At 73.2% G+C, this 21,222-nt stretch carries 22 protein-coding genes and 2 pseudogenes; 9 read left to right on the forward strand and 15 right to left on the reverse strand.

Annotated elements, in window-relative coordinates; all coding sequences use genetic code 11:
* Positions 1 to 67: 67 nt before the first annotated feature.
* The 4 genes from ACWCRJ_RS25145 to ACWCRJ_RS25160 all read right to left on the reverse strand — a co-directional run bounded on the left by ACWCRJ_RS25145 (position 68) and on the right by ACWCRJ_RS25160 (position 4,231).
* Entirely contained in the window at positions 68 to 922 is an 855-nt protein-coding gene (locus tag ACWCRJ_RS25145) for a hypothetical protein (RefSeq protein WP_450941436.1), read from the reverse strand.
* Entirely contained in the window at positions 922 to 2,193 is a 1,272-nt protein-coding gene (locus ACWCRJ_RS25150; RefSeq protein ID WP_450941398.1) for a glycosyltransferase family 4 protein, read from the reverse strand. The genes ACWCRJ_RS25145 and ACWCRJ_RS25150 overlap by 1 nt, the downstream gene beginning before the upstream one ends.
* A gap of 192 nt (positions 2,194 to 2,385) precedes the next feature.
* Positions 2,386 to 3,678: an ABC transporter substrate-binding protein gene (locus ACWCRJ_RS25155; RefSeq protein WP_450941399.1), complete on the reverse strand. Its 1,293-nt coding sequence runs from the start codon at positions 3,676 to 3,678 to the stop codon at positions 2,386 to 2,388.
* Positions 3,653 to 4,231 (reverse strand): hypothetical protein, encoded by a 579-nt coding sequence (locus ACWCRJ_RS25160; RefSeq protein WP_450941400.1) that lies wholly within the window; start codon positions 4,229 to 4,231, stop codon positions 3,653 to 3,655. The genes ACWCRJ_RS25155 and ACWCRJ_RS25160 overlap by 26 nt, the downstream gene beginning before the upstream one ends.
* Before the next feature lie 122 nt (positions 4,232 to 4,353).
* Between ACWCRJ_RS25160 and ACWCRJ_RS25165 the strand changes: the two genes are divergently transcribed.
* The 3 genes from ACWCRJ_RS25165 to ACWCRJ_RS25175 are packed head-to-tail and all read left to right on the forward strand — an operon-like array spanning position 4,354 to position 8,290.
* Positions 4,354 to 4,860, forward strand: coding sequence for a hypothetical protein (locus tag ACWCRJ_RS25165; protein ID WP_450941401.1), 507 nt, complete (start codon positions 4,354 to 4,356; stop codon positions 4,858 to 4,860).
* Positions 4,860 to 7,652: an ABC transporter permease subunit gene (locus ACWCRJ_RS25170; RefSeq protein ID WP_450941402.1), complete on the forward strand. Its 2,793-nt coding sequence runs from the start codon at positions 4,860 to 4,862 to the stop codon at positions 7,650 to 7,652. The genes ACWCRJ_RS25165 and ACWCRJ_RS25170 overlap by 1 nt, the downstream gene beginning before the upstream one ends.
* Positions 7,649 to 8,290 carry an ABC transporter ATP-binding protein gene (locus tag ACWCRJ_RS25175; protein WP_450941403.1) on the forward strand — a complete coding sequence of 214 codons (642 nt, stop codon included), beginning with the start codon at positions 7,649 to 7,651 and terminating at the stop codon, positions 8,288 to 8,290. The genes ACWCRJ_RS25170 and ACWCRJ_RS25175 overlap by 4 nt, the downstream gene beginning before the upstream one ends.
* Before the next feature lie 28 nt (positions 8,291 to 8,318).
* Here ACWCRJ_RS25175 and ACWCRJ_RS25180 read toward each other — a convergent pair whose 3' ends face one another.
* Positions 8,319 to 8,975: a transglycosylase family protein gene (locus ACWCRJ_RS25180; RefSeq protein WP_450941404.1), complete on the reverse strand. Its 657-nt coding sequence runs from the start codon at positions 8,973 to 8,975 to the stop codon at positions 8,319 to 8,321.
* A gap of 535 nt (positions 8,976 to 9,510) precedes the next feature.
* Here ACWCRJ_RS25180 and ACWCRJ_RS25185 point away from each other — a divergent pair.
* Together ACWCRJ_RS25185 and ACWCRJ_RS25190 are read left to right on the forward strand one after the other, a co-directional pair.
* Positions 9,511 to 10,281 carry a hypothetical protein gene (locus ACWCRJ_RS25185; RefSeq protein WP_020114366.1) on the forward strand — a complete coding sequence of 257 codons (771 nt, stop codon included), beginning with the start codon at positions 9,511 to 9,513 and terminating at the stop codon, positions 10,279 to 10,281.
* 163 nt (positions 10,282 to 10,444) lie between these two features.
* Positions 10,445 to 10,801, forward strand: a complete 357-nt coding sequence (locus ACWCRJ_RS25190) for a hypothetical protein (protein ID WP_046919877.1) — start codon at positions 10,445 to 10,447, stop codon at positions 10,799 to 10,801.
* A 113-nt stretch (positions 10,802 to 10,914) separates the two neighbouring features.
* On the opposite strand, the gene der is transcribed toward ACWCRJ_RS25190, so the two are convergent.
* The 7 genes and pseudogenes from der to aroH all read right to left on the reverse strand — a co-directional run bounded on the left by der (position 10,915) and on the right by aroH (position 15,843).
* On the reverse strand, positions 10,915 to 12,375 hold the full coding sequence (der, locus tag ACWCRJ_RS25195; RefSeq protein ID WP_046919878.1) for a ribosome biogenesis GTPase Der: 1,461 nt from the start codon (positions 12,373 to 12,375) through the stop codon (positions 10,915 to 10,917).
* Positions 12,376 to 12,482: 107 nt separating this feature from the next.
* The gene (locus ACWCRJ_RS25200) at positions 12,483 to 13,163 is read right to left on the reverse strand and encodes a lysophospholipid acyltransferase family protein (RefSeq protein WP_450941405.1); all 681 of its coding nucleotides are present in this window, start codon (positions 13,161 to 13,163) and stop codon (positions 12,483 to 12,485) included.
* Positions 13,160 to 13,837 carry a (d)CMP kinase gene (gene cmk / locus ACWCRJ_RS25205; RefSeq protein WP_450941406.1) on the reverse strand — a complete coding sequence of 226 codons (678 nt, stop codon included), beginning with the start codon at positions 13,835 to 13,837 and terminating at the stop codon, positions 13,160 to 13,162. Before cmk ends, ACWCRJ_RS25200 begins: the two co-directional genes overlap by 4 nt.
* Positions 13,838 to 13,963: 126 nt before the next feature.
* Positions 13,964 to 14,083 (reverse strand): annotated as a pseudogene (locus ACWCRJ_RS25210) (prephenate dehydrogenase); the annotation flags it as partial.
* A gap of 98 nt (positions 14,084 to 14,181) precedes the next feature.
* Positions 14,182 to 14,301 (reverse strand): annotated as a pseudogene (locus ACWCRJ_RS25215) (prephenate dehydrogenase); the annotation flags it as partial.
* Positions 14,302 to 14,398: 97 nt separating this feature from the next.
* Positions 14,399 to 15,484, reverse strand: a complete 1,086-nt coding sequence (locus tag ACWCRJ_RS25220; RefSeq protein ID WP_450941407.1) for a prephenate dehydrogenase — start codon at positions 15,482 to 15,484, stop codon at positions 14,399 to 14,401.
* Positions 15,481 to 15,843: a chorismate mutase gene (aroH, locus tag ACWCRJ_RS25225; RefSeq protein ID WP_450941408.1), complete on the reverse strand. Its 363-nt coding sequence runs from the start codon at positions 15,841 to 15,843 to the stop codon at positions 15,481 to 15,483. Before aroH ends, ACWCRJ_RS25220 begins: the two co-directional genes overlap by 4 nt.
* A 266-nt stretch (positions 15,844 to 16,109) precedes the next feature.
* Here aroH and ACWCRJ_RS25230 point away from each other — a divergent pair, with 266 nt between their 5' ends.
* Genes ACWCRJ_RS25230 through ACWCRJ_RS25245 form a run of 4 tightly spaced genes read left to right on the forward strand, consistent with a single transcriptional unit; the run spans position 16,110 to position 18,528 of the window.
* Positions 16,110 to 16,793, forward strand: coding sequence for a hypothetical protein (locus ACWCRJ_RS25230; protein ID WP_450941409.1), 684 nt, complete (start codon positions 16,110 to 16,112; stop codon positions 16,791 to 16,793).
* Positions 16,790 to 17,377 carry a DUF6529 family protein gene (locus ACWCRJ_RS25235; protein ID WP_450941410.1) on the forward strand — a complete coding sequence of 196 codons (588 nt, stop codon included), beginning with the start codon at positions 16,790 to 16,792 and terminating at the stop codon, positions 17,375 to 17,377. Before ACWCRJ_RS25230 ends, ACWCRJ_RS25235 begins: the two co-directional genes overlap by 4 nt.
* Entirely contained in the window at positions 17,374 to 17,799 is a 426-nt protein-coding gene (locus tag ACWCRJ_RS25240; protein WP_450941411.1) for a Rieske (2Fe-2S) protein, read from the forward strand. The genes ACWCRJ_RS25235 and ACWCRJ_RS25240 overlap by 4 nt, the downstream gene beginning before the upstream one ends.
* Before the next feature lie 21 nt (positions 17,800 to 17,820).
* Positions 17,821 to 18,528 (forward strand): nucleotidyltransferase domain-containing protein, encoded by a 708-nt coding sequence (locus tag ACWCRJ_RS25245; protein ID WP_450941412.1) that lies wholly within the window; start codon positions 17,821 to 17,823, stop codon positions 18,526 to 18,528.
* Positions 18,529 to 18,649: 121 nt separating this feature from the next.
* On the opposite strand, the gene ACWCRJ_RS25250 is transcribed toward ACWCRJ_RS25245, so the two are convergent.
* The 3 genes from ACWCRJ_RS25250 to ACWCRJ_RS25260 are packed head-to-tail and all read right to left on the reverse strand — an operon-like array spanning position 18,650 to position 21,162.
* Complete coding sequence (locus tag ACWCRJ_RS25250; protein ID WP_450941413.1) at positions 18,650 to 19,411, reverse strand: nucleotidyltransferase domain-containing protein; 762 nt, start codon at positions 19,409 to 19,411, stop codon at positions 18,650 to 18,652.
* Positions 19,412 to 19,414: 3 nt separating this feature from the next.
* Positions 19,415 to 20,437 (reverse strand): ADP-ribosylglycohydrolase family protein, encoded by a 1,023-nt coding sequence (locus ACWCRJ_RS25255; RefSeq protein WP_450941414.1) that lies wholly within the window; start codon positions 20,435 to 20,437, stop codon positions 19,415 to 19,417.
* On the reverse strand, positions 20,437 to 21,162 hold the full coding sequence (locus ACWCRJ_RS25260; RefSeq protein WP_020114365.1) for an NUDIX hydrolase: 726 nt from the start codon (positions 21,160 to 21,162) through the stop codon (positions 20,437 to 20,439). The genes ACWCRJ_RS25255 and ACWCRJ_RS25260 overlap by 1 nt, the downstream gene beginning before the upstream one ends.
* Positions 21,163 to 21,222: the final 60 nt, after the last annotated feature.

Genomic DNA, 21,222 nt, shown 5'->3' on the forward strand with positions numbered 1-21,222 from the left:
AGTCTGTCAGCGGTCGAGGACAGGTCGTGTCCTCGACCGCTGAAGACCGCTGAACCACCCCGCTCGATCAGCTCGGCATGCGCTCGGTTCGGCTCACGGCGACGACCGTGACGGACAGGTCGTTGTCGGCCGTGTAGGACGGCACGGCCTCCACCGGGCCGTGCCCGGTCTCGACCCGCTTCCCGGGGTAGACGAGGACAGGTGTCTTCTCGACGATGTCGTCGAGCAGCCGCGCCACGCGCACCCGCGGGCCGGACTCCCCCTGCGGGCACAGCCACAGGTCCCAGGTGCCGGGCCGCAGCTCGCCGTAGGCCACGGTGAAACGGAGGCCACCCCGGTCGTCCGGTACGAGGCCGGCCCGTACGGGGGGCGCTGCCCCCGCCCGGTCGGTGACCTCGGCGTACGCCTCGGGCGCGGGCTCGGCACCGTACGTCCGGACCGTCACCTCCAGCCCGTCGTCGCCGATGTGGAGGGCGCCCGCCTCGGCGTGGGGGGAGCGCTCCCAGCTGCGGATGCTGAGGTTGCCGTGCCTGGTGCCGTACGGGATGCGGACCGCGACCCGGCCGGTGGTGGCCGCGGGGGCGCGGTCGACGAGCGAGCGCAGGTCGTTGAGGCCGGGGAAGAGCCGGAACGGCTCGTCGTCGGCGACCTGGAGGTAGACGTCCCAGCGGCCCTCGGGGACGTCCATGCTGCTGGGGAGCGCGGCCCGCAGGCGGCCGTCGCCGGCCGGGGTGAGCGGCAGGCGCACCTTCCGGTCGCTGTCGCGCAGGAGGAGGACGAGGTGGGCGGCGTCCGTCACGTCCTGCCCTGCCAGGTCGAAGGTCAGGCCGCCGGCGAAGTCGGCGACGCAGTCGGCGCGCGGGGGCACGGCCCTGTCGTCCTGGTCGTCGCGGTGTGCGGGCCGCCGCGGAGCCAGCGTCATCATGCGGTGCGGGCCTTCCTGATCGCGGAGCGGGCGGACCGTCCGGCACCCCGAACGGCGTACGCGCTGCCGAGCAGAGCACCGCGGGTGCGGTGCAGTGAGCCGCGCACCCGGCCCCACGGCGAGGCACCTCCCCGGGCCAGGAGGTCGCCGAAGAGCGTCTCGTAGCGTTCGGCGATGCGCGACGGGTCGAAGCGCTCGGAGTCCTGCAGCGCGGCGTGCGCCATCTGCCGCCGCTTGTCGTCGTCGTTGATGAGTTCCAGCAGACCGTCGGCGATGGCCGGGACGCTGCCGACCTCGACCAGACGGCCGTCGACGCCGTCCTCGATGATCTCGCCGGGGCCGTGCGGGCAGTTGGTGGAGACGACCGGCAGTCCGCAGCGCATGGCCTCGACGATCGTCATGCCGAACGACTCCAGGCTGGAGGTGACGGCCGCGATGGAACCCTTGGCCCACTCGGGCTCGATGGGGGTGGCGGGGCCCATCAGATACACGTGGTTGTAGAGGTCCAACTTGTCCACGAGGGAACGGAGTTTGTCCTTCTGCTTGCCGCCGCCGTAGATCCTCAGGCGCCAGTCGGGCCGCTCCTGACGGACCGTGTCGAAGGCCTTGACGAGCAGGTCGTAGCGTTTGACGGGCGCGAGCCGACCGGCGGCGACGACCCACTTGCCGGAGCCGTCGGCCGGGTCGATGCCCGGCGCCGGCACCGGGTTGGGCACGGCCTCCAGACGGACGCCGGGCAGCCGCATCTTCGCGCCGTACGCGCGCGCGTCGGCCTCGGTGGTCGTGGTGAACGCGTCGAGCCGCGGGTAGGCGCCGCGCAGCGTGGCGCGCAGGGCCGGCGAGTGGCTGTCGAGCGTGAGGTGCTCCTGGCCGACACGGACGGGCCCGCGTCGGGTCTGCCGGGCCATGTGCACGTTCAGCCCGGGGCGGGTGCCGACCAGGACGTCGGCGTCGACCGAGGCGAGGTGCTCGGCGATGCGCCGGTCGGTCAGGGCGCTGTACTGGCCGTAACGGCCCTCGGCACGCGGGAAGACCTTGGCGGGGCGCTGCAGGTCGGCGTGCCCCTTGTCCGCGCCGCCCGCCCGGATGTCGACGAGGCCCCGCAGCCGCACCCTCGGATCGACGTCGAACACCGGCTCGTCACGATGGCGGAAGACGGAGACGATCTCCACGTCGTGCTGTTCGGCCAGAGTGTTCGCGAGGTTGTACGTCGTCCGGATCGTTCCCCCGATGCCGTACGCGTTGTGTATGAGGAATGAAATGTGCATGCGTCCCCCGAACCCCCTGATTTCCCTGGTCATCCGTTGATTTCCCCGGTCATCCGTTCATGGCGGTGCTGGTCCACCACCACCCGCTTAGACCCGGCATCCCTGGGAATGGTTGGAAGGCATCATCAACTTGTGCTGGAACGGTTGCCCGATCGATAGCGGGATGAGGGAACCTGTTCGCCGCTCAACGCATCAGGGGCTGTAGGGCAGTTGTGGAACGTCGAAGCAGGTGTCGTTCATGTCCCCCTGGCCCACCCACCCCTTCCCGTCCTGCCAGCGGGCCACGGAGACACAGGTCCGGCGGGTCCTCGGCGGCTCGGTGAGCCGCTCGAAGCGGACGGGCACGAGAAGCCCGTCGGCGCTGTAGGGCTCGTCGCGGTGCATGAAGCGGTCGACGCACGCGCGCGTGACGCCTTCCCCGCTCCCGGCGCACGAGCGCGCCGCGTCCGTGAACCACATCGCGGCGGCCCAGCCCTCCAGCTGCCACTGGGAGTGCGTCCCGAGACTCTTCGTCGCGTCGCGGAACTCCCGTACGGCCCGGTCCTCGCCGTCCGCGTGGTTGCGGCTGGAGCCGGTGGCCCACAGGGCGTTGCGGCAGTGCGGGGCGTCCGCGTAGTCCTCGGCGATCGTCGAGGTCCAGTTCTGCACGTTGGTGACCTTGGCGGTGAGTTCGACGCCCGCGGCGTCCAGCGCCGCGCACAGCCGGGCGTTGCCGTGGCCGTCGATGGCGTCGAACACCAGGTCCACGTCCCGCTCCTTGATGTCGGCGGCCACCGCGCGGAAGTTGGGCAGCGCGAAGTCGACCTGCTCGGTGACCACCTCGTATCCCTCGGCCCTGAGCCCCCGCACGACCAGGCGCGCGTACGCGGCCGACGCGGACTGGTTGTACGAGACCACGGCGGCGGTGCGGGCGCCCTGCTCGCGCGCGAAGTAGCGATAGACCTCGGTGCCGCCGTACTGCTTCCCGTCCCAGCCGGTCGTGCCGTTCCGGGGCGCGAGGCTGCCGTAGACGCTGTAGAGGTAGGGATAGGTGTCGTAGGCCGGGCCGATGGGCTGGCCGCCGATGTCGGGCACGCGCGCGCGGGCGACGCGGGAGGCGCCCGCGTAGTCGAGGGCGGTGGTGGCGACGAGCGCCACCACGCCGTCCTCCTCGACGAGCCGGTGCACGCACTCGTTGTTGCCGACGCCGCTGCCCCCGTCGTCGCACTCCCGCACCTCGACCCGGCGGCCGTCGATGCCCCCGCGCGCGTTGAGCGCGGCGAAGTAGGCCTTCGCCCCGTCGCGCGGACCGGTGAACGCGGTGCCGCCCACCGGGCTGGTGACGCTGGTGATGATCCCGACGCGCAACGGCTCCGCGCCCGCCGACGCCGTGGTGCCGTCCCGGCGTTCGAAGTCGCTCTCCGGGAGCCGGCTGCCGCATGCCGTCACCAGCAGGAGCAGCAGGCCCGCGGCGGCCGTCTCAGCAGCCCGGACCCGGTGTCGCATTACCGCTCAGCGCGACCAGCCCGCACAGCGTCTTGACGGAGATCTTCCAGGTGCCGTCCTGCTCGACGGCCGTGCCCGCCGCGTCCGGCAGGGCCGTGGCGCCCTCCAGCAGCAGCGTGTACGTCACGTCGGCGCCGGTCGCCGAGGTGAACGTGACCTTCTGGACCTCGGCCTCCACCTGCCCGCCGCGTTCGTCCCCGCCGAAGGCCGCGAGGACCGGGCCCATCTCGTCGCCGTTCTCCAGCACGGCCTGCTTCTCCTTGGTGGAGGTGGCCGGGTCGAAGAACGTCTTCCAGTTCTCCTTGATCTGCTTCTCGGCCGCCGCCGTGTCCGCGGGCCCGCTCGCGGAGACGGTCGCTTCGCCGGGCTCCTCGGTCGTCCGTTCCACGGTCGGCGTGGGCGGCGCCGAGTCACCACCGCCACCGCTGTCGTCGCTGCACGCCGCGAGGGCCGGGGCGAGGAGGAGGACCAGGGCGGCCGCCAAAGCCGTACCCCGTCCCGCCGCTGCGGGCCCGCGCCCGTATCCCCGCCTGAGGTCGCTCCCGAGAACCATCTGGCTCACCACCGGGTGTCGGTCCGGGCGGTCGACGCCCGGTGCTTTCAGGGTCAGGTTGCAGGGGGCATAGTGCAAGCCATCGGCTGAGATGGACAGACACACGACGTGTGGAGGCCCGGATGCGGACAGCCCGACCTCGGAGCGTGCGGCCCTTTCCGTGGGCCGCCTGGGCCGGCTGGGCCGCGCTCGCCGGCGGGGCGGTGCTGTGCGTCGTCGGCTGGTACGGCATCTCCGGCGAACGCTTCGCCGAACGGCAGCTCCCCTACCTGGCCTCCTGCACGGTCCCCGGCGCCGCGCTGATCATCGCGGGCGCGGTCCTCCTCGCCCACGGCGAAAGCGCCCTGGCCGCCTCGCGGGTCGAGGAGCTGTACGGCCTCCTGGTCGCCGCCGAGCCGTCCGGCGCCGACGCGTCCGGGCAGGCGGCCACCGCCCCGCTCGCCGTCAGCGGCAGGCTGCTGATGGTGCCCGGCGGCACCCTGTGGCACCGCGCGGACTGCCCGCTGGTGGCCGGCAAGGCGGAGGCGGTGCCGGTGGACTCGCGCGTCCTGACCGGCGGTGAACTGCGCCCCTGCCCCGTCTGCGAGGCACCCGCCGGCAGCGACCCCGCCGGGCCCGCGGAGGGCTGATGGCCTCACTGACGTACGACCTCACGTCGGCCGGACTGTCGGTCGGCAGCGCCGCCGCCCTCACCGGCATCGGCCTGATCGTGACGTACCGGGCCACGGGCGTGCTCAATTTCGCGCACGGGGCGATCGCCATGGTGTGCGCGTATCTGCTGCGCCAGTTCACCGTGGAGTGGGGACGGCCGCTCTGGCTCGGCACCCTCCTGACCCTGTTCCTGGTCGCCCCCGCCCTCGGCCTGGCCCTGGAGCGCCTCGTCTTCCGCCCGCTCGCCGTGCTCGGCGGCGACCCGGCACAGACGCTGGTCGCCTCGATCGGCGTCTTCGTCCTCCTCGTCGGCGGGGCCGTGCTGGTGTGGGGGCAGGGGGCGCGGGACGACGTGCCGACCGTGCTGTCCGCCGACCCCTGGGACCGGCTGGCGGTGGCCGTGGCCGTCGTGGCGGCCGTCGGCGCGGTCACCCGCTGGACGCGCTTCGGCCGTGAGCTGCGCGCCGTCGTCGACGACCGGTCCCTCGCCGTCCTCGGCGGTGTGGACGCCGACCGGGTGGCCGCCGCGGGCTGGGCGTTCGGCTCCTTCACGGCGGGCCTGACGGGCGTGCTGCTGGCCCCTTACGTCCGCCTCGACCCGTACGGCCTGCCGCTGCTGGTGATGGAGGTGGTCGCCGTGGCGGTCGCCGCCCGGATGCGCGGTCTGGTGGTGGCCGTGCTGGTCGCGCTGGGGATCGGGGTCGCCCAGAGCCAGCTGACCCGGTTCCACCCGTCGGGCCGGGCGGAACCGCTGGTCCAGGCCGTGGGCGCGAACCTCTTCGTGGTCGCCCTGCTGGTCGCGGCCCTCGTCCTGCCCGGCGTGGGGACCCGAGACGCTCTGCCCCGCACGGCGACCGCGCGGGTCCGCACCCCCGCCGGCGCGTGGATCGTGGCGCTCGCGCTGTTCCTGATCCCTCTGGGCTTCGCGGGCGAGGACCTGCACACGGCCGTCCAGGTGCCGGCGCTGGGCGTGGTCCTGCTCTCCCTGGTGGTGGTGACGGGCCGGGGCGGCCAGATCTCCCTGGGCCAGGCGGCGTACGCGGGTCTGGGCGCGCTCTTCACGGCACTCCTGTCGAGCGGCCGCCTCCCCCTCCTTCCCGCTCTCCCCGAACTGACCGCCCTCCTGGTCGCCGTCCTCCTGGTGGCCCCGCTCGGCCTGCTGACCGGTTGGCCCGCCATCCGCCGCCACGGTCTGGCGCTGGCCCTCGCCACGTTCGCCGTGGGCGTCGGCGTGAGCCGCTTCGTCTTCGCCCAGCCGTACGCGACCTCGGGCCTGACCCCGACCCGCCCCCCGGGGTTCGAGGACGACCGGGCGTACTACGTCCTGGAACTGGGGCTGCTGTCCCTGGCCCTGCTGGCCACCCACGCCCTGCGCCGGGGCCGCGCCGGCCGGGCCCTCGCCGCCCTGCGGGACCACGAGTCGGGCGCGTCGGCCGCGGGCGTGCCTGTCCCGTCGCTGAAGCTGGCGGCGTTCGTGACGGGCGCCGCCCTGGCCGCCCTCGGCGGCGGCATGCTCACCATGGGCGTCCGCGCCTTCGACCCCGGCGCCTACGACCCCGTCCGCGGCCTCCTCTGGTTCGCCGCGATCGTCGTCCTGGGCGCCGACAGCACACTCGGCGCCCTCGCGGCGGCCGCCCTCCTGGTGGGCCTGGACGCGGGCACTAAGGGTGGCGTCGCGGCGGCACTCATCGGCGTCCTGGCCGTCCTGACAGGCCGCTTCCCGGGCGGCCCCCACGAGGTGGTACGAGCGGCGGTCGCCCGACTTTGGCCGGGGCCGGACCACCGTCACGAGCTGACGCCGACGGGAGCACGGGCCCGGGAGCGGGTACGCGCGGGCATGGCGGTCGGCGGGAGCGCCGCGAGGGACGGGCGGGGCGAGAACGGGGCATCGGCGCCCCTCTCCGAAAGTGCCGCGAGCGGCGGGCCGGGGACGGGCGAGGCGTTCACGAGCCCCTCGGCAGACGGTCCGGTGAAGGCGGACCAGGGCGGGTCCGCGACCCCCCGCGCGGAGGTGCGCGAGGCACAGCCCACAGCCCTCTCAGGCACCCCTCCCCCGCCCCCTGTCCTGCGGGCCCGCCGCCTCCGTCTCGTCCACGGCGGCCTCGCGGCCCTCGACGGTGTCGATCTGGACGTGCCGCCGGGGCGGGTCAGCGCGGTGGTGGGGCCCAACGGTGCCGGGAAGAGCACCCTCCTGCACTGTCTCGCCGGGACGCTGCGGCCGGGGCAGGGGCGGGTGCGGCTCGGCGGACGGGACATCACGAGGCTGCCGGCACACGCCCGCACCCGGCTCGGCATCGCCCGGACGTTTCAACAGCCGGCCGTCTTCCCGTCGTTGACCGTGACGGAGAACGTACGGGTGGGCGCCGAGCAGGGACGGCGCGCCGATCCGGCAGCCGTGGAGCGGGCGTTGCGGCTGTTCGGGCTGGACGGGGCGGTGCGGACGGCGCCGGCGGCCGGACTGCCGACCGGGACACTGCGGCGGGTCGAGTTGGCGCGGGCGCTCGCCGGCGGCCCGCGTACGCTGCTGCTCGACGAACCCGCCGCCGGGCTCGACACGGCCGAGGTGGCCGCCCTGGCCCGGGTGCTACGGGCCCTCGCGGACGACGGCATGGCCCTGCTGGTCGTCGAGCACGACCTCGACCTCGTCGCGGACCTCGCGGACGTCGTGCACGTCATGACGGCGGGCCGGATCGTGACCTCCGGCCCCGCCGGCCACGTCCTGCGCACACCGGGCACGCGCGACCCGCTCGACCCGGCGGTGGACCGATGACCCTCCTCGCCCTCCGCCACGCCCGCGTCCGCTACGGCCCTCTGGAGGCCCTGCACGGCCTCACCCTCGCCGCCCCGGGCCCCGGTCTCACCGTGCTGCTCGGCCGCAACGGCTCCGGCCGTACGACGGCGCTGCGGGCCCTCGCCGGCACGGTCCCGCTATCCGGCGGCGCCGTCGTGTGGGACGGGGCCGACGTCACGCAGACGCCGGCGTACGAGCGGGCCCGGCGGGGCCTCGTCCTCGTGCCCGAGCGCCGGGCCGTCTTCGGTTCGCTCACCGTGCGTGAGAACCTCGAACTGGCCGCGCCGGACCTCTCGTACGCCCTGGACGCCTACCCACGGCTGGAAGCCCTGCTCCCCCGCCGCGCCGGCACCCTCTCCGGGGGAGAGCAGCGCATGCTCGCCCTCGCCCGTGCCCTGTCGGCCCCCGCGCGGGTCGTCCTCGTCGACGAACCCACCCAGGGCATGTCACCGGCCGTCGCGGCCCGCACGTACGCGCTGCTGAGCCGCCTCGACGCCTGTGTGGTCGTCGCCGAACAGCGCCTGCCGCCGGGGCTGCGCGGTGTGCCGGGTGTCCTGGTGTACGAACTGCGGCGCGGGACACTGGCGTTCGGCGGCGAGGCGGCCGAACTCGCCTGACGGGAGGGCGGACCGGCGGGCGGCGGGGTCAGAGGTCGAGGCGCCGGCCCGGCACGATCATGTCGGGGTCGCCGCCGATGACGGCCTTGTTGGCCGCGTAGATCTGCCGCCAGGTGGTCCCGTGCCGGGCGGCGATCCCGCTCAGCGTGTCGCCCTGCCGGACGGTGTAGTCGCCGCGGGACGAACCTCGGTCCGCGTGTCCGACGGGCCGCGACGGGGCCGCCTGGACGGACTTCTCCGGGCGCGCGGGGGTGACCCGCGGGGTCGATCCGGTCGCGGCCGCGTCGGCGGAGGGCGCGCCGGGCGCGCTGCCGGTCGCGCCGGCGCGACGGGAGCAGGTGGGCCACGCTCCCCAGCCCTGGGCACGCTGGACCTTGGTGGCGACGGCGATCTGCTGGGCCCGGGAGGCCCGGTCCGCGGTCGCCGCGTAGGCGGTTCCGCCGTAGGCGCGCCAGGTGGAGGCGGCGAACTGGAGTCCGCCGTAGTAGCCGTTGCCGGTGTTGATGTGCCAGTCACCGCCGCTCTCGCACTTGGCGATGCGGTCCCACACTCCGCTGTCGGCCGCCGAGGCGGTGCCGGTGAGGGCCAGGAGACCCAGCGGGGCGAGCAGCGCCGCCCCGGCGAGGACCGCCGTCGTACGCGTCTTCCGGGCGCTGCCGCGCGTGGTGTCGGCACATTCGGACATGAAGATCCCTCTCCACGGACCCGGGGTCCCCCAGGGCGGGGCGCTTCCCGCGCATGGACGCGGGTGTCGCGCTCCACCCCGTCCGCCGCGGTGGTGCTGCGCGCCGTCCTGCTCTGCGCGACCGGCGGACGTACCCGAGCGGTGCTCGTTGCACACGGCCGGGAATGTAGGGAGGTTGACGAGCTGTCAGCAAGCAATCGTCCGTCGTGCGAGGCCAGTTCGCCGTTACCGTGAGTAGCAGCCAAATCTGGCCACCCATTTCATTCCCTGATTTCCGGATATGTCGACCAAGGAGCCCCGTAGCCTGTGACCCACCTCACCGGATCAACTTCCCCGGACCTCGGCGAAGTTGGCGCGGAGTAACCGATTCCACCCATGAGTTCACCCTGCGCTGCGGTTGGTTCGATTCCGTTCGTCCTCGGGCGTGACTCCGGCCACAGATCGTCCGTTGTCTTCTGCATGAGCCGGAACCTCCGCGCTCATGGGGCCGGGCGCCACCCGGCACCGACACGCACCGCATCCCGAGGAGCCACCCGTGCCGCGCATGCTCGAGGTCAGCGACGAGGTACGCGCCGAGATCGGCGACGAAGAGGCCGACCGGCTGCTCGCCGGAGAGAACGCCCCCGGCGGCTACGACTGCACGTCGTGCCGCACTCCCGGCGACTCCGAGCAGGAGCGCACCAGCACCGTCCTCTTCGTCGGCGACGAGACAGCCGTGCTCGCCTTCGCCCACTCCACCTGTCTGCCCTCCCAGGTCGTCCAGGTCACCGAGGAGCAGTTGCAGGGCGCCGCCCGTTCCATCGCCGGGGACAGCCCGGCCCAGGCCGCGCCCGAGCAGGCCGTGCTCGGCGTCACCAGCGGACTGATCCTGCTCAGCGGCGAGCTGCACCCGGCGCTGGTCGTCGAGCCGACCGCCCCCATCGCCCGCCCCGGCACGACCGGCGCCGGCGACGACTTCCTGCCGCTGCTCATCGAGCAGGGCTTCATGCCGCTCCCCCAGATCGACTCCGTACCGCCCGTGCTGCACGGCTGGTCGGTCCTGCTCGCCATGGGTCAGCTGCACGCCATTCTGCAGCCGGGCACCACCGGTGGTTCACCGGTCGCATGGTGGCAGGCCCACCAGGCGCTGCAGGTCGCCGACGCGTGGCGGGCCGCCGCCAACAAGCACCAGCAGGTGCTGATGTTCGCGGCGCCGGTGGGCTCGATCGGGCGGCAGCCGCGGGAGGACCTGCTGCGGGACGCGCTCGACAAGGCCGCGGCGAACGGGAAGCTGGTGGCGGCGACCCTGCCGCTGGCCGGCACCTGAGCGTCCACCCGCCGAAGCCGTGACGACCCGCCCCCTCGGGGCGCGATCCCTTCCCGGAGGCTGAATGGTTGAGGCAGCGCATCCCTTCCGGGGCGGGGTCGTTGGCACAGGCGTGCACGCATACGAGGTTCCCCGCCGCCAGTCCTATCAGTCGATCCCGTCCATGCGGCCGACCCAGGACCCTTCGTCCACGCCCATCTACGACACGCTCTACGCGGAGTGGGTCAGGACCTACCGGACCCTGCCGGGTGACCGGCACGGGGAGGAGGACATGGGGTTCACGGGCTTCGGCAACCTGTCGCACGGCTCGGGCGGACCGCGCGCCACCGGGTCGTACACCTCCGCCTCGTACGCCGCCCGGCACGCGGCGGGTCACCTCGCCACCCAGCGCGAGAACCAGCCCGGCCACACGTCCGGCACGGCGGCCGTGTGGCAGCCGGTCGGGCGGATCCCCACCGGACACACCGGGATGCACCACATCCCGTCGCCCCTGCCCCCGAACCCGCGCCGAGGTCTCTGACCACGAGGAGACGCGAAGCGGCGCGCAGGGACACCTGAGGAGGGCGGCTGCCCGAGGTCACGAGACCTTCGGACGGCCGCCCTCCTCACGCGTGTGCGCCGGCGACGGTGGGACTACTTCTTCTTGCCGCGCTTCTCGCGCACCCGCACCGAGATGTGGATCGGGGTGCCCTCGAAGCCGAACTCCTCACGCAGCCGGCGCTCGATGAAGCGGCGGTAGCCCGCCTCGATGAAGCCGGAGGCGAAGAGGACGAAGCGCGGAGGCTTGGTGCCGGCCTGGGTGCCGAACAGGATGCGGGGCTGCTTGCCGCCCCGGATCGGGTGCGGGTGGGCGGCGACCAGCTCGCCGAGGAAGGCGTTCAGACGGCCCGTCGGGACGCGGGTCTCCCAGCCGGCCAGCGCCGTCTCGATCGCCGGGACCAGCTTCTCCATGTGCCGGCCGGTGCGCGCCGAGACATTGACCCGGGGCGCCCAGGCGACCTGGCCGAACTCGGTCTCGATCTCCCGCTCCAGGTAGTAGCGGCGCTCCTCGTCGAGGGTGTCCCACTTGTTGTACGCGATGACCATCGCCCGGCCGGCCTCGACCGCCATCGTCACGATGCGCTGGTCCTGGACCGAGATGGTCTCGGAGGCGTCGATGAGGATGACCGCCACCTCCGCCTTCTCGACGGCCGCCGCGGTGCGCAGCGAGGCGTAGTAGTCGGCGCCCTGCTGGAGGTGGACGCGCTTGCGGATGCCCGCCGTGTCGACGAACTTCCAGACGACACCGCCGAGTTCGATCAGCTCGTCGACCGGGTCACGGGTGGTGCCCGCGATCTCGTTGACGACGACGCGCTCCTCGTTCGCCACCTTGTTCAGGAGGGAGGACTTGCCGACGTTCGGGCGGCCGATCAGGGCGATACGGCGCGGACCGCCGACCGCCGTGCCGAAGCTCTGCTCGGGCGCCTCGGGAAGTGCCTCCAGTACGGCGTCCAGCATGTCGCCGGTGCCGCGGCCGTGCAGCGAGGAGACCGGGTGCGGTTCGCCGATGCCGAGGGACCACAGAGCGGTCGCGTCGGCCTCGCCGCTCGGACCGTCGACCTTGTTGGCGCATAGCACCACGGGCTTGTTGGCCTTGCGGAGCAGCCGGACGACGGCCTCGTCGGTGTCGGTGACGCCGACCTTGGCGTCGACGACGAACACGACGGCGTCGGCGGCCTCGATGGCGTACTCGGCCTGGGCGGCGACGGACGCGTCGATGCCGAGGACGTCCTGCTCCCAGCCGCCGGTGTCGACGACCTTGAAGCGGCGGCCCGCCCACTCGGCCTCGTAGGTGACGCGGTCGCGGGTGACGCCGGGCTTGTCCTCGACGACCGCCTCACGGCGGCCGATGATGCGGTTCACGAGCGTCGACTTGCCGACGTTCGGACGGCCGACGACGGCGAGGACGGGCAGCGGTCCGTGGCCCGCCTCGTCGATCGCGCCCTCGACGTCCTCGATGTCGAAGCCCTCTTCCGCGGCGAGCTCCATGAACTGCGCGTACTCGGCGTCGCCAAGCTCTCCGTGCTCGTGCTCGGAGGGAAACTGGTCGTTCATGAAGTCCGTACCTCGTAGTTCATCGTGGTGATCGGTGGAGCGACCGGCTCGTAGTCGGCTGATCCACTACTCAGTGTCGCCCAGCGCCCGACCGGACGCCCGGCGTTTTACCGGCGGCCGGTGAGCCGTCGGGCATGCTCCAGGTGCGCGCCGAGCTGCTGCTGGATGCGCACGGTCGCCTCGTCGAGGGCCTTGCGCGTACGCCGTCCGCTGCCGTCGCCCGCCTCGAACGGGTCACCGAAGACCACGTCGACGCGGGAGCGCAGCGGGGGCAGCCCCTTGACCAACCGTCCGCGCCGCTCGGTGCTTCCCAGCACCGCCACCGGCACGATCGGCGCTCCGCTGCGCACGGCGAAGTAGGAGAGCCCGGCGCGCAGCGAGGCGAAGTCGCCCTCGCCCCGGGTGCCCTCCGGGAAGATGCCCAGCACACCGCCGCCCGCCAGGACGGCGAGGGCGCGGGTGATGGCGGTGCGGTCGGCGGTCGAGCGGTCGACCTCCACCTGACCGACGGCGCGCATGAACGGGCCGAGCGGACCGACGAACGCCTCCTTCTTGACCAGGAAGTGCGAGGGCCGGGGCGCCACGCCGATGACCATGGGGCCGTCGACGATGTGGGAGTGGTTGGGGGCGAGGATCACCGGGCCGGTCGCGGGGACCCGCCAGGCGCCCAGCACGCGCGGCTTCCACAGCCCGTACATCAGGCCCACGCCGATACGCCGGCCCACCTCGGCGCCGAGCGGCGAGGGAGCCTCGGGCGACGCGGCCCGGCCCGTGGCGGCTTCGCTCACTTGCCCGCCCGCTTCTCCTCGACGAGGGTGACCACGCACTCGATGACCTGCTGGAGCGTGAGGTCCGAGGTGTCCACCTCGACCGCGTCGTCCGCCTTGGCGAGCGGCGAGGTCTTGCGGCTGGAGTCGGCCGCGTCGCGCTTGAGGAGTGCCTCGCGGGTCGCCTGGACGTCGGCGCCCTTCAGCTCGCCGCTGCGGCGGGCGGCGCGGGCCTCGGGGGAGGCGGTCAGGAAGATCTTCAGGTCGGCGTCCGGCAGTACGGTCGTGCCGATGTCGCGGCCCTCGACGACGATGCCGTTCTCGGCGTCCGCCGCGATGGTCCGCTGCAGTTCGGTGATCCGCGCCCGCACCTCGGGGACGGCGCTGACCGCGCTGACCCGGGAGGTGACCTCCTGGGTACGGATCGGCCCGGCGACATCCGTGCCGTCGACGGTGATGGTCGGCCCGGACGGGTCCGTCCCCGACACGATGTCCGGCTTGCCGGCCACGGCCGCGATCGCCGTGGGGTCTTCTATGTCGATGCCGTTGTTGACCATCCACCAGGTGATCGCCCGGTACTGGGCGCCCGTGTCCAGGTAGCTCAGCCCGAGCTGCGCGGCCACGGCCTTCGAGGTGCTCGACTTGCCCGTGCCGGAGGGGCCGTCGATGGCAACGATCACTGTGGCGCGTTCCACTGGGGAGCACCTTTCCTGGTCCGAGGTGGTGGGGCGGGACGGAAGGCGCCCCGGACAAGGGTACTGGGTGCGGATGACCCGTCCGGCCCTCCCTACCACCGCCCCGACCCCCACGGCCACCGGGCCCTACTGCCGGATCGCCCAGCCCCGCTCCCGCAACGCCCCCGTCAACACCACCGCCGCCTTCGGCTCCACCATCAACTGCACCAGACCAGCCTGCTGCCCGGTGGCGTGCTCGATGCGGACGACCGACCCCCGACGCCACCCTCGCACCACTCGGCGCCAAGGCGCCTCCCGGGCAGCGGGACGGCTGCGCCGGCCTCCGACCGCCGACCCACCGCCCCCTACTGCCGGATCGCCCAGCCCCGCTCCCGCAACGCCCCCGTCAACACCACCGCCGCCTTCGGCTCCACCATCAACTGCACCAGACCGGCCTGCTGCCCGGTGGCGTGCTCGATGCGGACGACCGACCCCCGACGCCACCCTCGCACCACTCGGCGCCAAGGCGCCTCCCGGGCAGCGGGACGGCTGCGCCGGCCTCCGACCGCCGACCCACCGCCCCTACTGCCGGATCGCCCAGCCCCGCTCCCGCAACGCCCCCGTCAACACCACCGCCGCCTTCGGCTCCACCATCAACTGCACCAGACCGGCCTGCTGCCCGGTGGCGTGCTCGATGCGGACGTCCTCGACGTTGATGCCGGCGGCGCCCGCGTCGGCGAAGATGCGGGCCAGCTGGCCCGGCTGGTCGTCGATCAGTACCGCCACCACCTCGTAGACCCGTGGCGCGGACCCGTGCTTGCCGGGGACGCGGACCTGGCCCGCGTTGCCGCGGCGCAGGACGTCCTCGATGCCGGTGATGCCCTCGCGGCGCTTGGCCTCGTCGCCGGCCTGGAGGGCGCGCAGGGCCTGGACGGTCTCGTCGAGGTCGGCGGAGACGTCGGTGAGGAGATCGGCGACCGGGCCGGGGTTGGCGGAGAGGATGTCGATCCACATGCGCGGGTCGGAGGCCGCGATCCGGGTCACGTCCCGGATGCCCTGCCCGCACAGCCGTACCGCCGACTCGTCCGCGTGCTCCAGCCGCGCGGCGACCAGGCTGGACACCAGGTGCGGCATGTGCGAGACCAGGGCCACGGCCCGGTCGTGGGTGTCCGCGTCCATGACCACCGGGACGGCCCGGCAGTGCGAGACCAGCTCCAGGGCGAGGTTCAGGACCTCGGTGTCGGTGTCCCGGGTGGGGGTGAGCACCCAGGGCCGGCCCTCGAACAGGTCACCGGTGGCGGCCAGCGGACCGGACTTCTCCCGGCCCGACATGGGGTGCGAGCCGATGTAGCAGGTGAGGTCGAGGCCCAGCTCCTCCAGCTCACGGCGGGGGCCGCCCTTGACGGAGGCCACGTCGAGGTAGCCGCGCGCGAGACCCCGGCGCATGGCGTCGGCGAGGGTCGCGGCCACGTGCGCGGGCGGGGCCGCGATGATCGCGAGGTCCACCGGGCCCCCGGGCGCCTCGTCGGTGCCGGCGCCCAGCGCGGCGGCCGTACGGGCCTGCTCGGGGTCGTGGTCGGCGAGGTGGACGGTGACACCGCGCTGGGCCAGGGCGAGGGCGGCGGAGGTGCCGATCAGCCCGGTGCCGATGACGAGTGCGGTTCTCACTGGGCGATGTCCTTGCGGAGCGTGGCCGCGGCCCCCAGGTACACGTGCGCGATGTCCGAGCGCGGCCGGTCCGACTCTATGTGCGCGAGGATGCGTACGACCCGGGGCAGAGCGCCCTCTATGTCCAGCTCCTGCGCGCAGATCAGCGGGACGTCGACGATGCCGAGCTTGCGCGCGGCGGCGGCCGGGAAGTCGCTGTGCAGGTCGGGGGTGGCCGTGAACCAGATGCTGATCAGGTCGTCCGGGGTGAGCCCGTTGCGCTCCAGGACCGCGGTGAGCAGCTCGCCCACCTGCTCGTCCATGTGCCCCGCCTCGTCCCGTTCGAGTTGGACGGCGCCCCGGACCGCTCGTACCGCCACGGCTCTGCTCCTCACTGCTGTACATCCCGGCCTAGTACGACCAGCCTAGTCACCCGCCCCGGGCCGGTGCGCGACGCCCGCCTGCCGAAAAGCCTGGCCGAAAGACGACCACGAGGGCGGATCACCGCCGCAGACCCGGACAATGTCATGCGAACGTCACTGTCCCGCCACTTGGGTCGAAACACCCCGGTACGCCCCTGGACGGCGTCCCGTGCGTCCGCTTCCATGAAGGAGGCCGTCCGCGCCACGCCTCGGGGGAGGCTCCCATGAAGCGCTCCGGACCACTTCTCACCCTTCTCGGCGGGCTGTTGCTGGCCCTGTTCATGCTGTCGCTCAACGCGACGACGGGGACCCGCGCCGGCTCGGCGTCCACCACGAACGACCCACCGCCCGCCTCGGCGTCCCCGAGCCCGCCACCGAGCCCGCCGCCGAGCCCATCGACGAAGACCTCGCCGTCACCGGCCCCCGCCCCGCCGGCCGACGCCGACTACGCGGGCCGCACCGACGACGACTCGGCCGCCGTCGCGGTGACCCTGCGCGACGGCAGGGCGGTCGCCTACTTCTGCGACGGCCGCGACAAGGAGGCATGGCTCAAGGGCGACGTACGGGACGACGGCGGCATGCGGCTCACGGGCGGGGACGGCGCCGAGCTGAACGGCACCCTGAAGGGCGGGAGGGTCACCGGCACGGTCGACATCGCCGGTCACGAGTACGGGTTCACGGCACCGAGGACCGCCGAGCCCTCGGGGCTGTACCGCGCGACCGGCAACGTACGCGGGGCCAGGGTCGACGGCGGCTGGATCGTGCTGCCGGACGGCCGTCAGGTCGGCATCCTCAAACGCGACGGCAAGCCCGCCGCGGCTCCGAAGATCGACCCCGAAACCGGCACGGTGACGGTCGACGGAGAACAGCTCACGGCCCGCCCCGTCACCCCGAAGGGCAGCTCATGACCGTCGATCCGAACGCCGCGACCCAGGACTTCCCCTCCCCGCCCACCCCGGCGCGCACCCCCGCCGGCGCCTCCCGCTACCTGGTGCCGGCGGGGGTGGCCTGCGCGGTGGCGGTCGCCCTCGGGGCCTACGGCAGGGCGCACGACCCGGCGGGCACCGCGTTCAACCTCGCGGGCTTCAGCAGCACGGGCGCGGTGAAGTCATGGCTGGCGACGGCCGCGTTCGGCTTCGCGCTGGTGCAGCTGACGTCGGCGCTGGTGATGTACGGCAGGCTGCCGGGCCCGAGGTGGTCGGGGGTGCTGCACCGCTGGTCGGGGCGGGCGGCGTTCCTGCTCGCGGTGCCGGTGGCGGTGCACTGTCTGTACGCCCTCGGCTTCCAGACGTACGAAACACGCGTTTTGTGGCACTCTCTCCTGGGTTGCTTCTTCTTCGGTGGATTCAGTGCGAAGATGCTGCTGCTCCGTTCGGAGCGACTCCCCGGCTGGCTCCTGCCGATCGTCGGCGGTCTCGTCTTCACCGCGCTCACGGTCGTCTGGCTGTCCTCCGCCCTCTGGTTCTTCCGCACGTTCGGAGTGACGACATGACGATGGGTTCCACGCGGCGCACGGTGCTGGCCACCGGCGCGGCGGGCACGGCGGCGCTGCTCATGGGGTGCGGCGGGGACGAAGGCGGCGACACCGCGGAGCGGTCCTCCCCCGGGGACACCGCCGCGGACGGCGGCGAGGAACTGGCGAAGACGGCTGACATCCCGGTGGGCGGCGGCAAGATCTTCGACGAGCAGAAGATCGTCGTGACGCAGCCCGCGGAGGGCGACTTCAAGGCCTTCTCGGCGGTCTGCACCCACATGGGCTGCATCGTCAGCAGCGTCTCGGACGGCACGATCGACTGCGCGTGCCACGGCAGCAAGTTCAAGGTCGCGGACGGGGCCGTGGTCCACGGACCGGCCACCGAGCCGCTGCCCGCGGAGAAGATCACCGTCGCGGGAAATTCGATTCTGCGGCCTTGATCCACCCCGTACGCTCCGGGCATGCAGCCCCCGCACCCGCACGATCTGGTCCGCGACCACACGATCTACGCCTGCGTGATGGGGTCGCGGGCCTTCGGTCTCGCGACGGACGACAGCGACACGGACCGGCGGGGCGTCTTCCTGGCCCCCACCGAGCTGTTCTGGCGCTTCGAGAAGCCGCCCACACACGTGGAGGGCCCCGCGGAGGAGCAGTTCGGCTGGGAGCTGGAGCGCTTCTGCCATCTGGCCCTGCGCGCCAACCCCAACATCCTGGAGTGCCTGCACTCCCCCCTGGTGGAGCACGTCGACGCCACGGGCCGTGAACTGCTCGCCCTGCGTGGGGCGTTCCTGTCCCGCAGGGCCCACGAGACGTTCGCCCGCTACGCCCTCGGCCAGCGCAAGAAGCTCGACGCGGACGCCCGCACCCACGGCGCCCCCCGCTGGAAGCACGCGATGCATCTGCTCCGCCTGCTGATGAGCTGCCGGGACCTGCTGCGCACGGGCGAGCTGACCGTGGACGTGGGCGATCAGCGCGAGCCCCTGCTGGCGGTGAAACGCGGCGAGGTGCCGTGGGCCCGGGTCGAGACCTGGATGGCCCGGCTGGCCACGGAGGCCGCCGACGCGGCGGACCGCAGCCCCCTGCCGGCGGACCCGGACCTGGCCAGGGTCGAGGACTTCGTCGTACGGACCCGGCGCGCGTCGGCCCTGCGCACCGCACGGGATCGTTGAGCCGCGCGGGATCGTCGAGCCACGCGGGATCGTCGAGCCGCGCGGGATCGTCGAGCCGCGCGAAATCCTTGCGCCGGGGCGGCATCCCGTGGCGCGCGGGGCCTCGGCCCCGCGGATCACCTCAGCCCTTCAGGCCCTCCAGCCGGACGCGGACGACGAAGTCGTGCAGGGCGTCGTACGCGGCCGGGTGCTCGGGCAGCACCGACAGGGCCTGTTCCTCCTCCAGCACCCCCTGGAGCCGCTCCACGTCCGCCGCCACGCGCTCCTGGTCGACGTCCGCCTTGCCGTGCTCCTCGGCCGCCTTCGCCGCGACGAGGTCCGGCAGATAGGCGGGGGCCTCGTCGATCTCCGGCACCAGGGTGGGCAGATGGGCCTGCACCTCGCCGCTGCGCATGAGGTGGATGCCGGTGAGCAGCACCCGGAACGTGTAGAGCAGCGGCTTGAGTTCGCCGGTCTTCTCGAAGAGCCGCCACTGCGTGGTGGCGAACCCCCGGTAGTGGTGGGCGTGGTGCCGGGTGAGGACCCCGGGGGCGAGCGCGACGAGTTCGCGGTGTGTCTCGCCGGTGTGCACGACGAGCGGGGAGAGCAGCTGCTCCAGCACATAGCCGTTGCGGCGCAGCATCAGCCGGGCGAACTTGCGCAGGTCGTGCGTGACGAGGTCCAGCTCGACGCCGTCCCGGTCCCACATCCGCGACCGGGTCTCCTCCGGCTCGCGCAGCCCGACCAGTTCGGCCGCGGGCAGCAGATGCACACCGCGCAGGTCGACGTCCGAGTCGCGCGAGGGGAAGCCGTACAGGTGGGCTCCGGAGACGGTCGCGAAGAGCAGCGGGTGGGGCTGCTCGGCGACCACGGGGGCCAGGTCGATGTCGAGGGCGTCGGTCATCCCTCAAGCGTCCCAGAGAGCCCCCAGCGACACGAGATCGCCCTGGTACTCGATCCGGTCGGCCCACTCGGCGGGCCAGACGTCCGGACCGTGGTAGGCGCCCGCGAAGGCCCCGGCGAGACAGGCGATGGAGTCGGAGTCGCCCGAGGTGCAGGCGGCGCGGCGCAGCGCGGTGACGGGCTCGTCGACGAAGAGCAGGAAGCACAGCAGCCCGGTGGTGAGGGCCTCCTCGGCGATCCAGCCCTCCCCCGTGGCCGCGCACGGGTCGGTCTCGGGCGAGGGGAGCCGCAGGGCCTGCTGGAGACGGTCCAGGGCCTCCAGGCACTCGTCCCAGCCCCGGGAGATGTAGTGCTCGGGCGAGGGGTCCTGGCTGTAGGTCCACAGGTCGCCGAGCCAGCGCGCGTGGTAGTGGGCGCGGTTCTCGTAGGCGTACGACCGCAGCCGGCCGACGAGGCCCATCGGGTCGGCGCCCTGGGACAGCAGGCGTATCGCGTGGGCGGTGAGGTCGGACGCGGCGAGGGCGGTGGGGTGGCCGTGGGTGAGGGCGGCCTGCAACTGGGCGGCGCCCGCGCGCTGTTCGTCACTGAGCGGGCCGATCAGACCGAGCGGGGCGACCCGCATGTTGGCGCCGCAGCCCTTGGAGTGGATCTGGCTGGCGAACTGCCAGGGGTGACGCTCGACCGCGAGGAGGTCGCAGGCGACCAGGCAGGTGTGACCGGGGGCGCGGTTGTTCTCCGGGGAGCGGGACCACTCCACGAACTCCTTGCGGACGGCGCGTTCCAGGGTCTCGGGGCCGAGCGACCCCCGGTCCATGGCCGCGCGCAGCCCGTGCCCGAGGGCCAGCGTCATCTGGGTGTCGTCGGTGACGATCGCGGGCTTCGGCAGCGCCATCTTCCGCCAGGGCCCGCACTTGGCGAGGATCGAGGGGACGTCGCTGAACTCCGTCGGGAAACCGAGGGCGTCTCCGAGGGCGAGACCGAGCAGGGATCCGGTGGCGGAGCGCTTCGTACGCAGCGTCATGGTCATCAGGGCCGTCCTTCCGTGGTGGGTCGCAGCAGGGGCGGGTGCAGGGCGGTGGCCCCGCCCGCTCGGTACAGCGCGGCGGGCTTGCCGCGACCGCCGGTCAGGCGGGCGGCGCCGGGCACCTGTTCGACGAAGCCCGGCGTGGCCAGCACCTTGCGCCGGAAGTTGGGCCGGTCGATCGGAGTGCCCCACACGGTCTCGTAGACCTGCTGCAGCTCGCCGAGGGTGAACTCGGGCGGACAGAAGGAGGTGGCGAGACAGGTGTACTCCAGCTTGGCGCCGACGCGTTCGTGGGCGTCGGCGAGGATGCGGTCGTGGTCGAAGGCGAGCGGACCGATGGCGTTGAACCTCAGCCACTGGGCCTGGGCCGCGTCGCCGCCGCCGTGCGGGACGGGCGGGTCCGGGAACAGCGCGGCGAACGCGACGGTGACGACCCGCATCCGCGGGTCCCTCCCCGGTTCGCTGTAGGTCCGCAGCTGCTCCAGGTGGAGGCCGGGCACGTCCGAGACCCCGGTCTCCTCCGCGAGTTCGCGCCAGGCGGCCTCCTCCGCGGACTCGCCCGGCAGCACGAACCCGCCCGGCAGCGCCCAGCGGCCCTCGTACGGTTCCTGCCCGCGTTCGACGAGCAGCACCTGGAGGGTGCCCGCGCGGACGGTGAAGACGGCCAGGTCGACGGTGACGGCGAAGGGTTCGTACGCGTGCTTGTCGTAGCCCGCCGGTGAGGTCATGTCCACCACCCTCTTTATGGTCACCGTGACTAATAGTCAGAACGACTATAAAAGGACGGG

Source organism: Streptomyces sp. NPDC002324 (genome assembly GCF_053593335.1).

Bases quoted from the DNA above. Each gene is read 5' to 3' on its own strand.
- ACWCRJ_RS25145 (WP_450941436.1), bottom strand. From the start codon at position 922: ATGACGCTGGCTCCGCGGCGGCCCGCACACCGCGACGACCAGGACGAC.
- ACWCRJ_RS25150 (WP_450941398.1), bottom strand. From the start codon at position 2,193: ATGCACATTTCATTCCTCATACACAACGCGTACGGCATCGGGGGAACG.
- ACWCRJ_RS25155 (WP_450941399.1), bottom strand. From the start codon at position 3,678: ATGCGACACCGGGTCCGGGCTGCTGAGACGGCCGCCGCGGGCCTGCTG.
- ACWCRJ_RS25160 (WP_450941400.1), bottom strand. From the start codon at position 4,231: ATGGTTCTCGGGAGCGACCTCAGGCGGGGATACGGGCGCGGGCCCGCA.
- ACWCRJ_RS25165 (WP_450941401.1), top strand. From the start codon at position 4,354: ATGCGGACAGCCCGACCTCGGAGCGTGCGGCCCTTTCCGTGGGCCGCC.
- ACWCRJ_RS25170 (WP_450941402.1), top strand. From the start codon at position 4,860: ATGGCCTCACTGACGTACGACCTCACGTCGGCCGGACTGTCGGTCGGC.
- ACWCRJ_RS25175 (WP_450941403.1), top strand. From the start codon at position 7,649: ATGACCCTCCTCGCCCTCCGCCACGCCCGCGTCCGCTACGGCCCTCTG.
- ACWCRJ_RS25180 (WP_450941404.1), bottom strand. From the start codon at position 8,975: ATGTCCGAATGTGCCGACACCACGCGCGGCAGCGCCCGGAAGACGCGT.
- ACWCRJ_RS25190 (WP_046919877.1), top strand. From the start codon at position 10,445: ATGCGGCCGACCCAGGACCCTTCGTCCACGCCCATCTACGACACGCTC.
- der (WP_046919878.1), bottom strand. From the start codon at position 12,375: ATGAACGACCAGTTTCCCTCCGAGCACGAGCACGGAGAGCTTGGCGAC.
- ACWCRJ_RS25230 (WP_450941409.1), top strand. From the start codon at position 16,110: ATGAAGCGCTCCGGACCACTTCTCACCCTTCTCGGCGGGCTGTTGCTG.
- ACWCRJ_RS25235 (WP_450941410.1), top strand. From the start codon at position 16,790: ATGACCGTCGATCCGAACGCCGCGACCCAGGACTTCCCCTCCCCGCCC.
- ACWCRJ_RS25240 (WP_450941411.1), top strand. From the start codon at position 17,374: ATGACGATGGGTTCCACGCGGCGCACGGTGCTGGCCACCGGCGCGGCG.
- ACWCRJ_RS25245 (WP_450941412.1), top strand. From the start codon at position 17,821: ATGCAGCCCCCGCACCCGCACGATCTGGTCCGCGACCACACGATCTAC.
- ACWCRJ_RS25250 (WP_450941413.1), bottom strand. From the start codon at position 19,411: ATGACCGACGCCCTCGACATCGACCTGGCCCCCGTGGTCGCCGAGCAG.
- ACWCRJ_RS25255 (WP_450941414.1), bottom strand. From the start codon at position 20,437: ATGACCATGACGCTGCGTACGAAGCGCTCCGCCACCGGATCCCTGCTC.
- ACWCRJ_RS25260 (WP_020114365.1), bottom strand. From the start codon at position 21,162: ATGACCTCACCGGCGGGCTACGACAAGCACGCGTACGAACCCTTCGCC.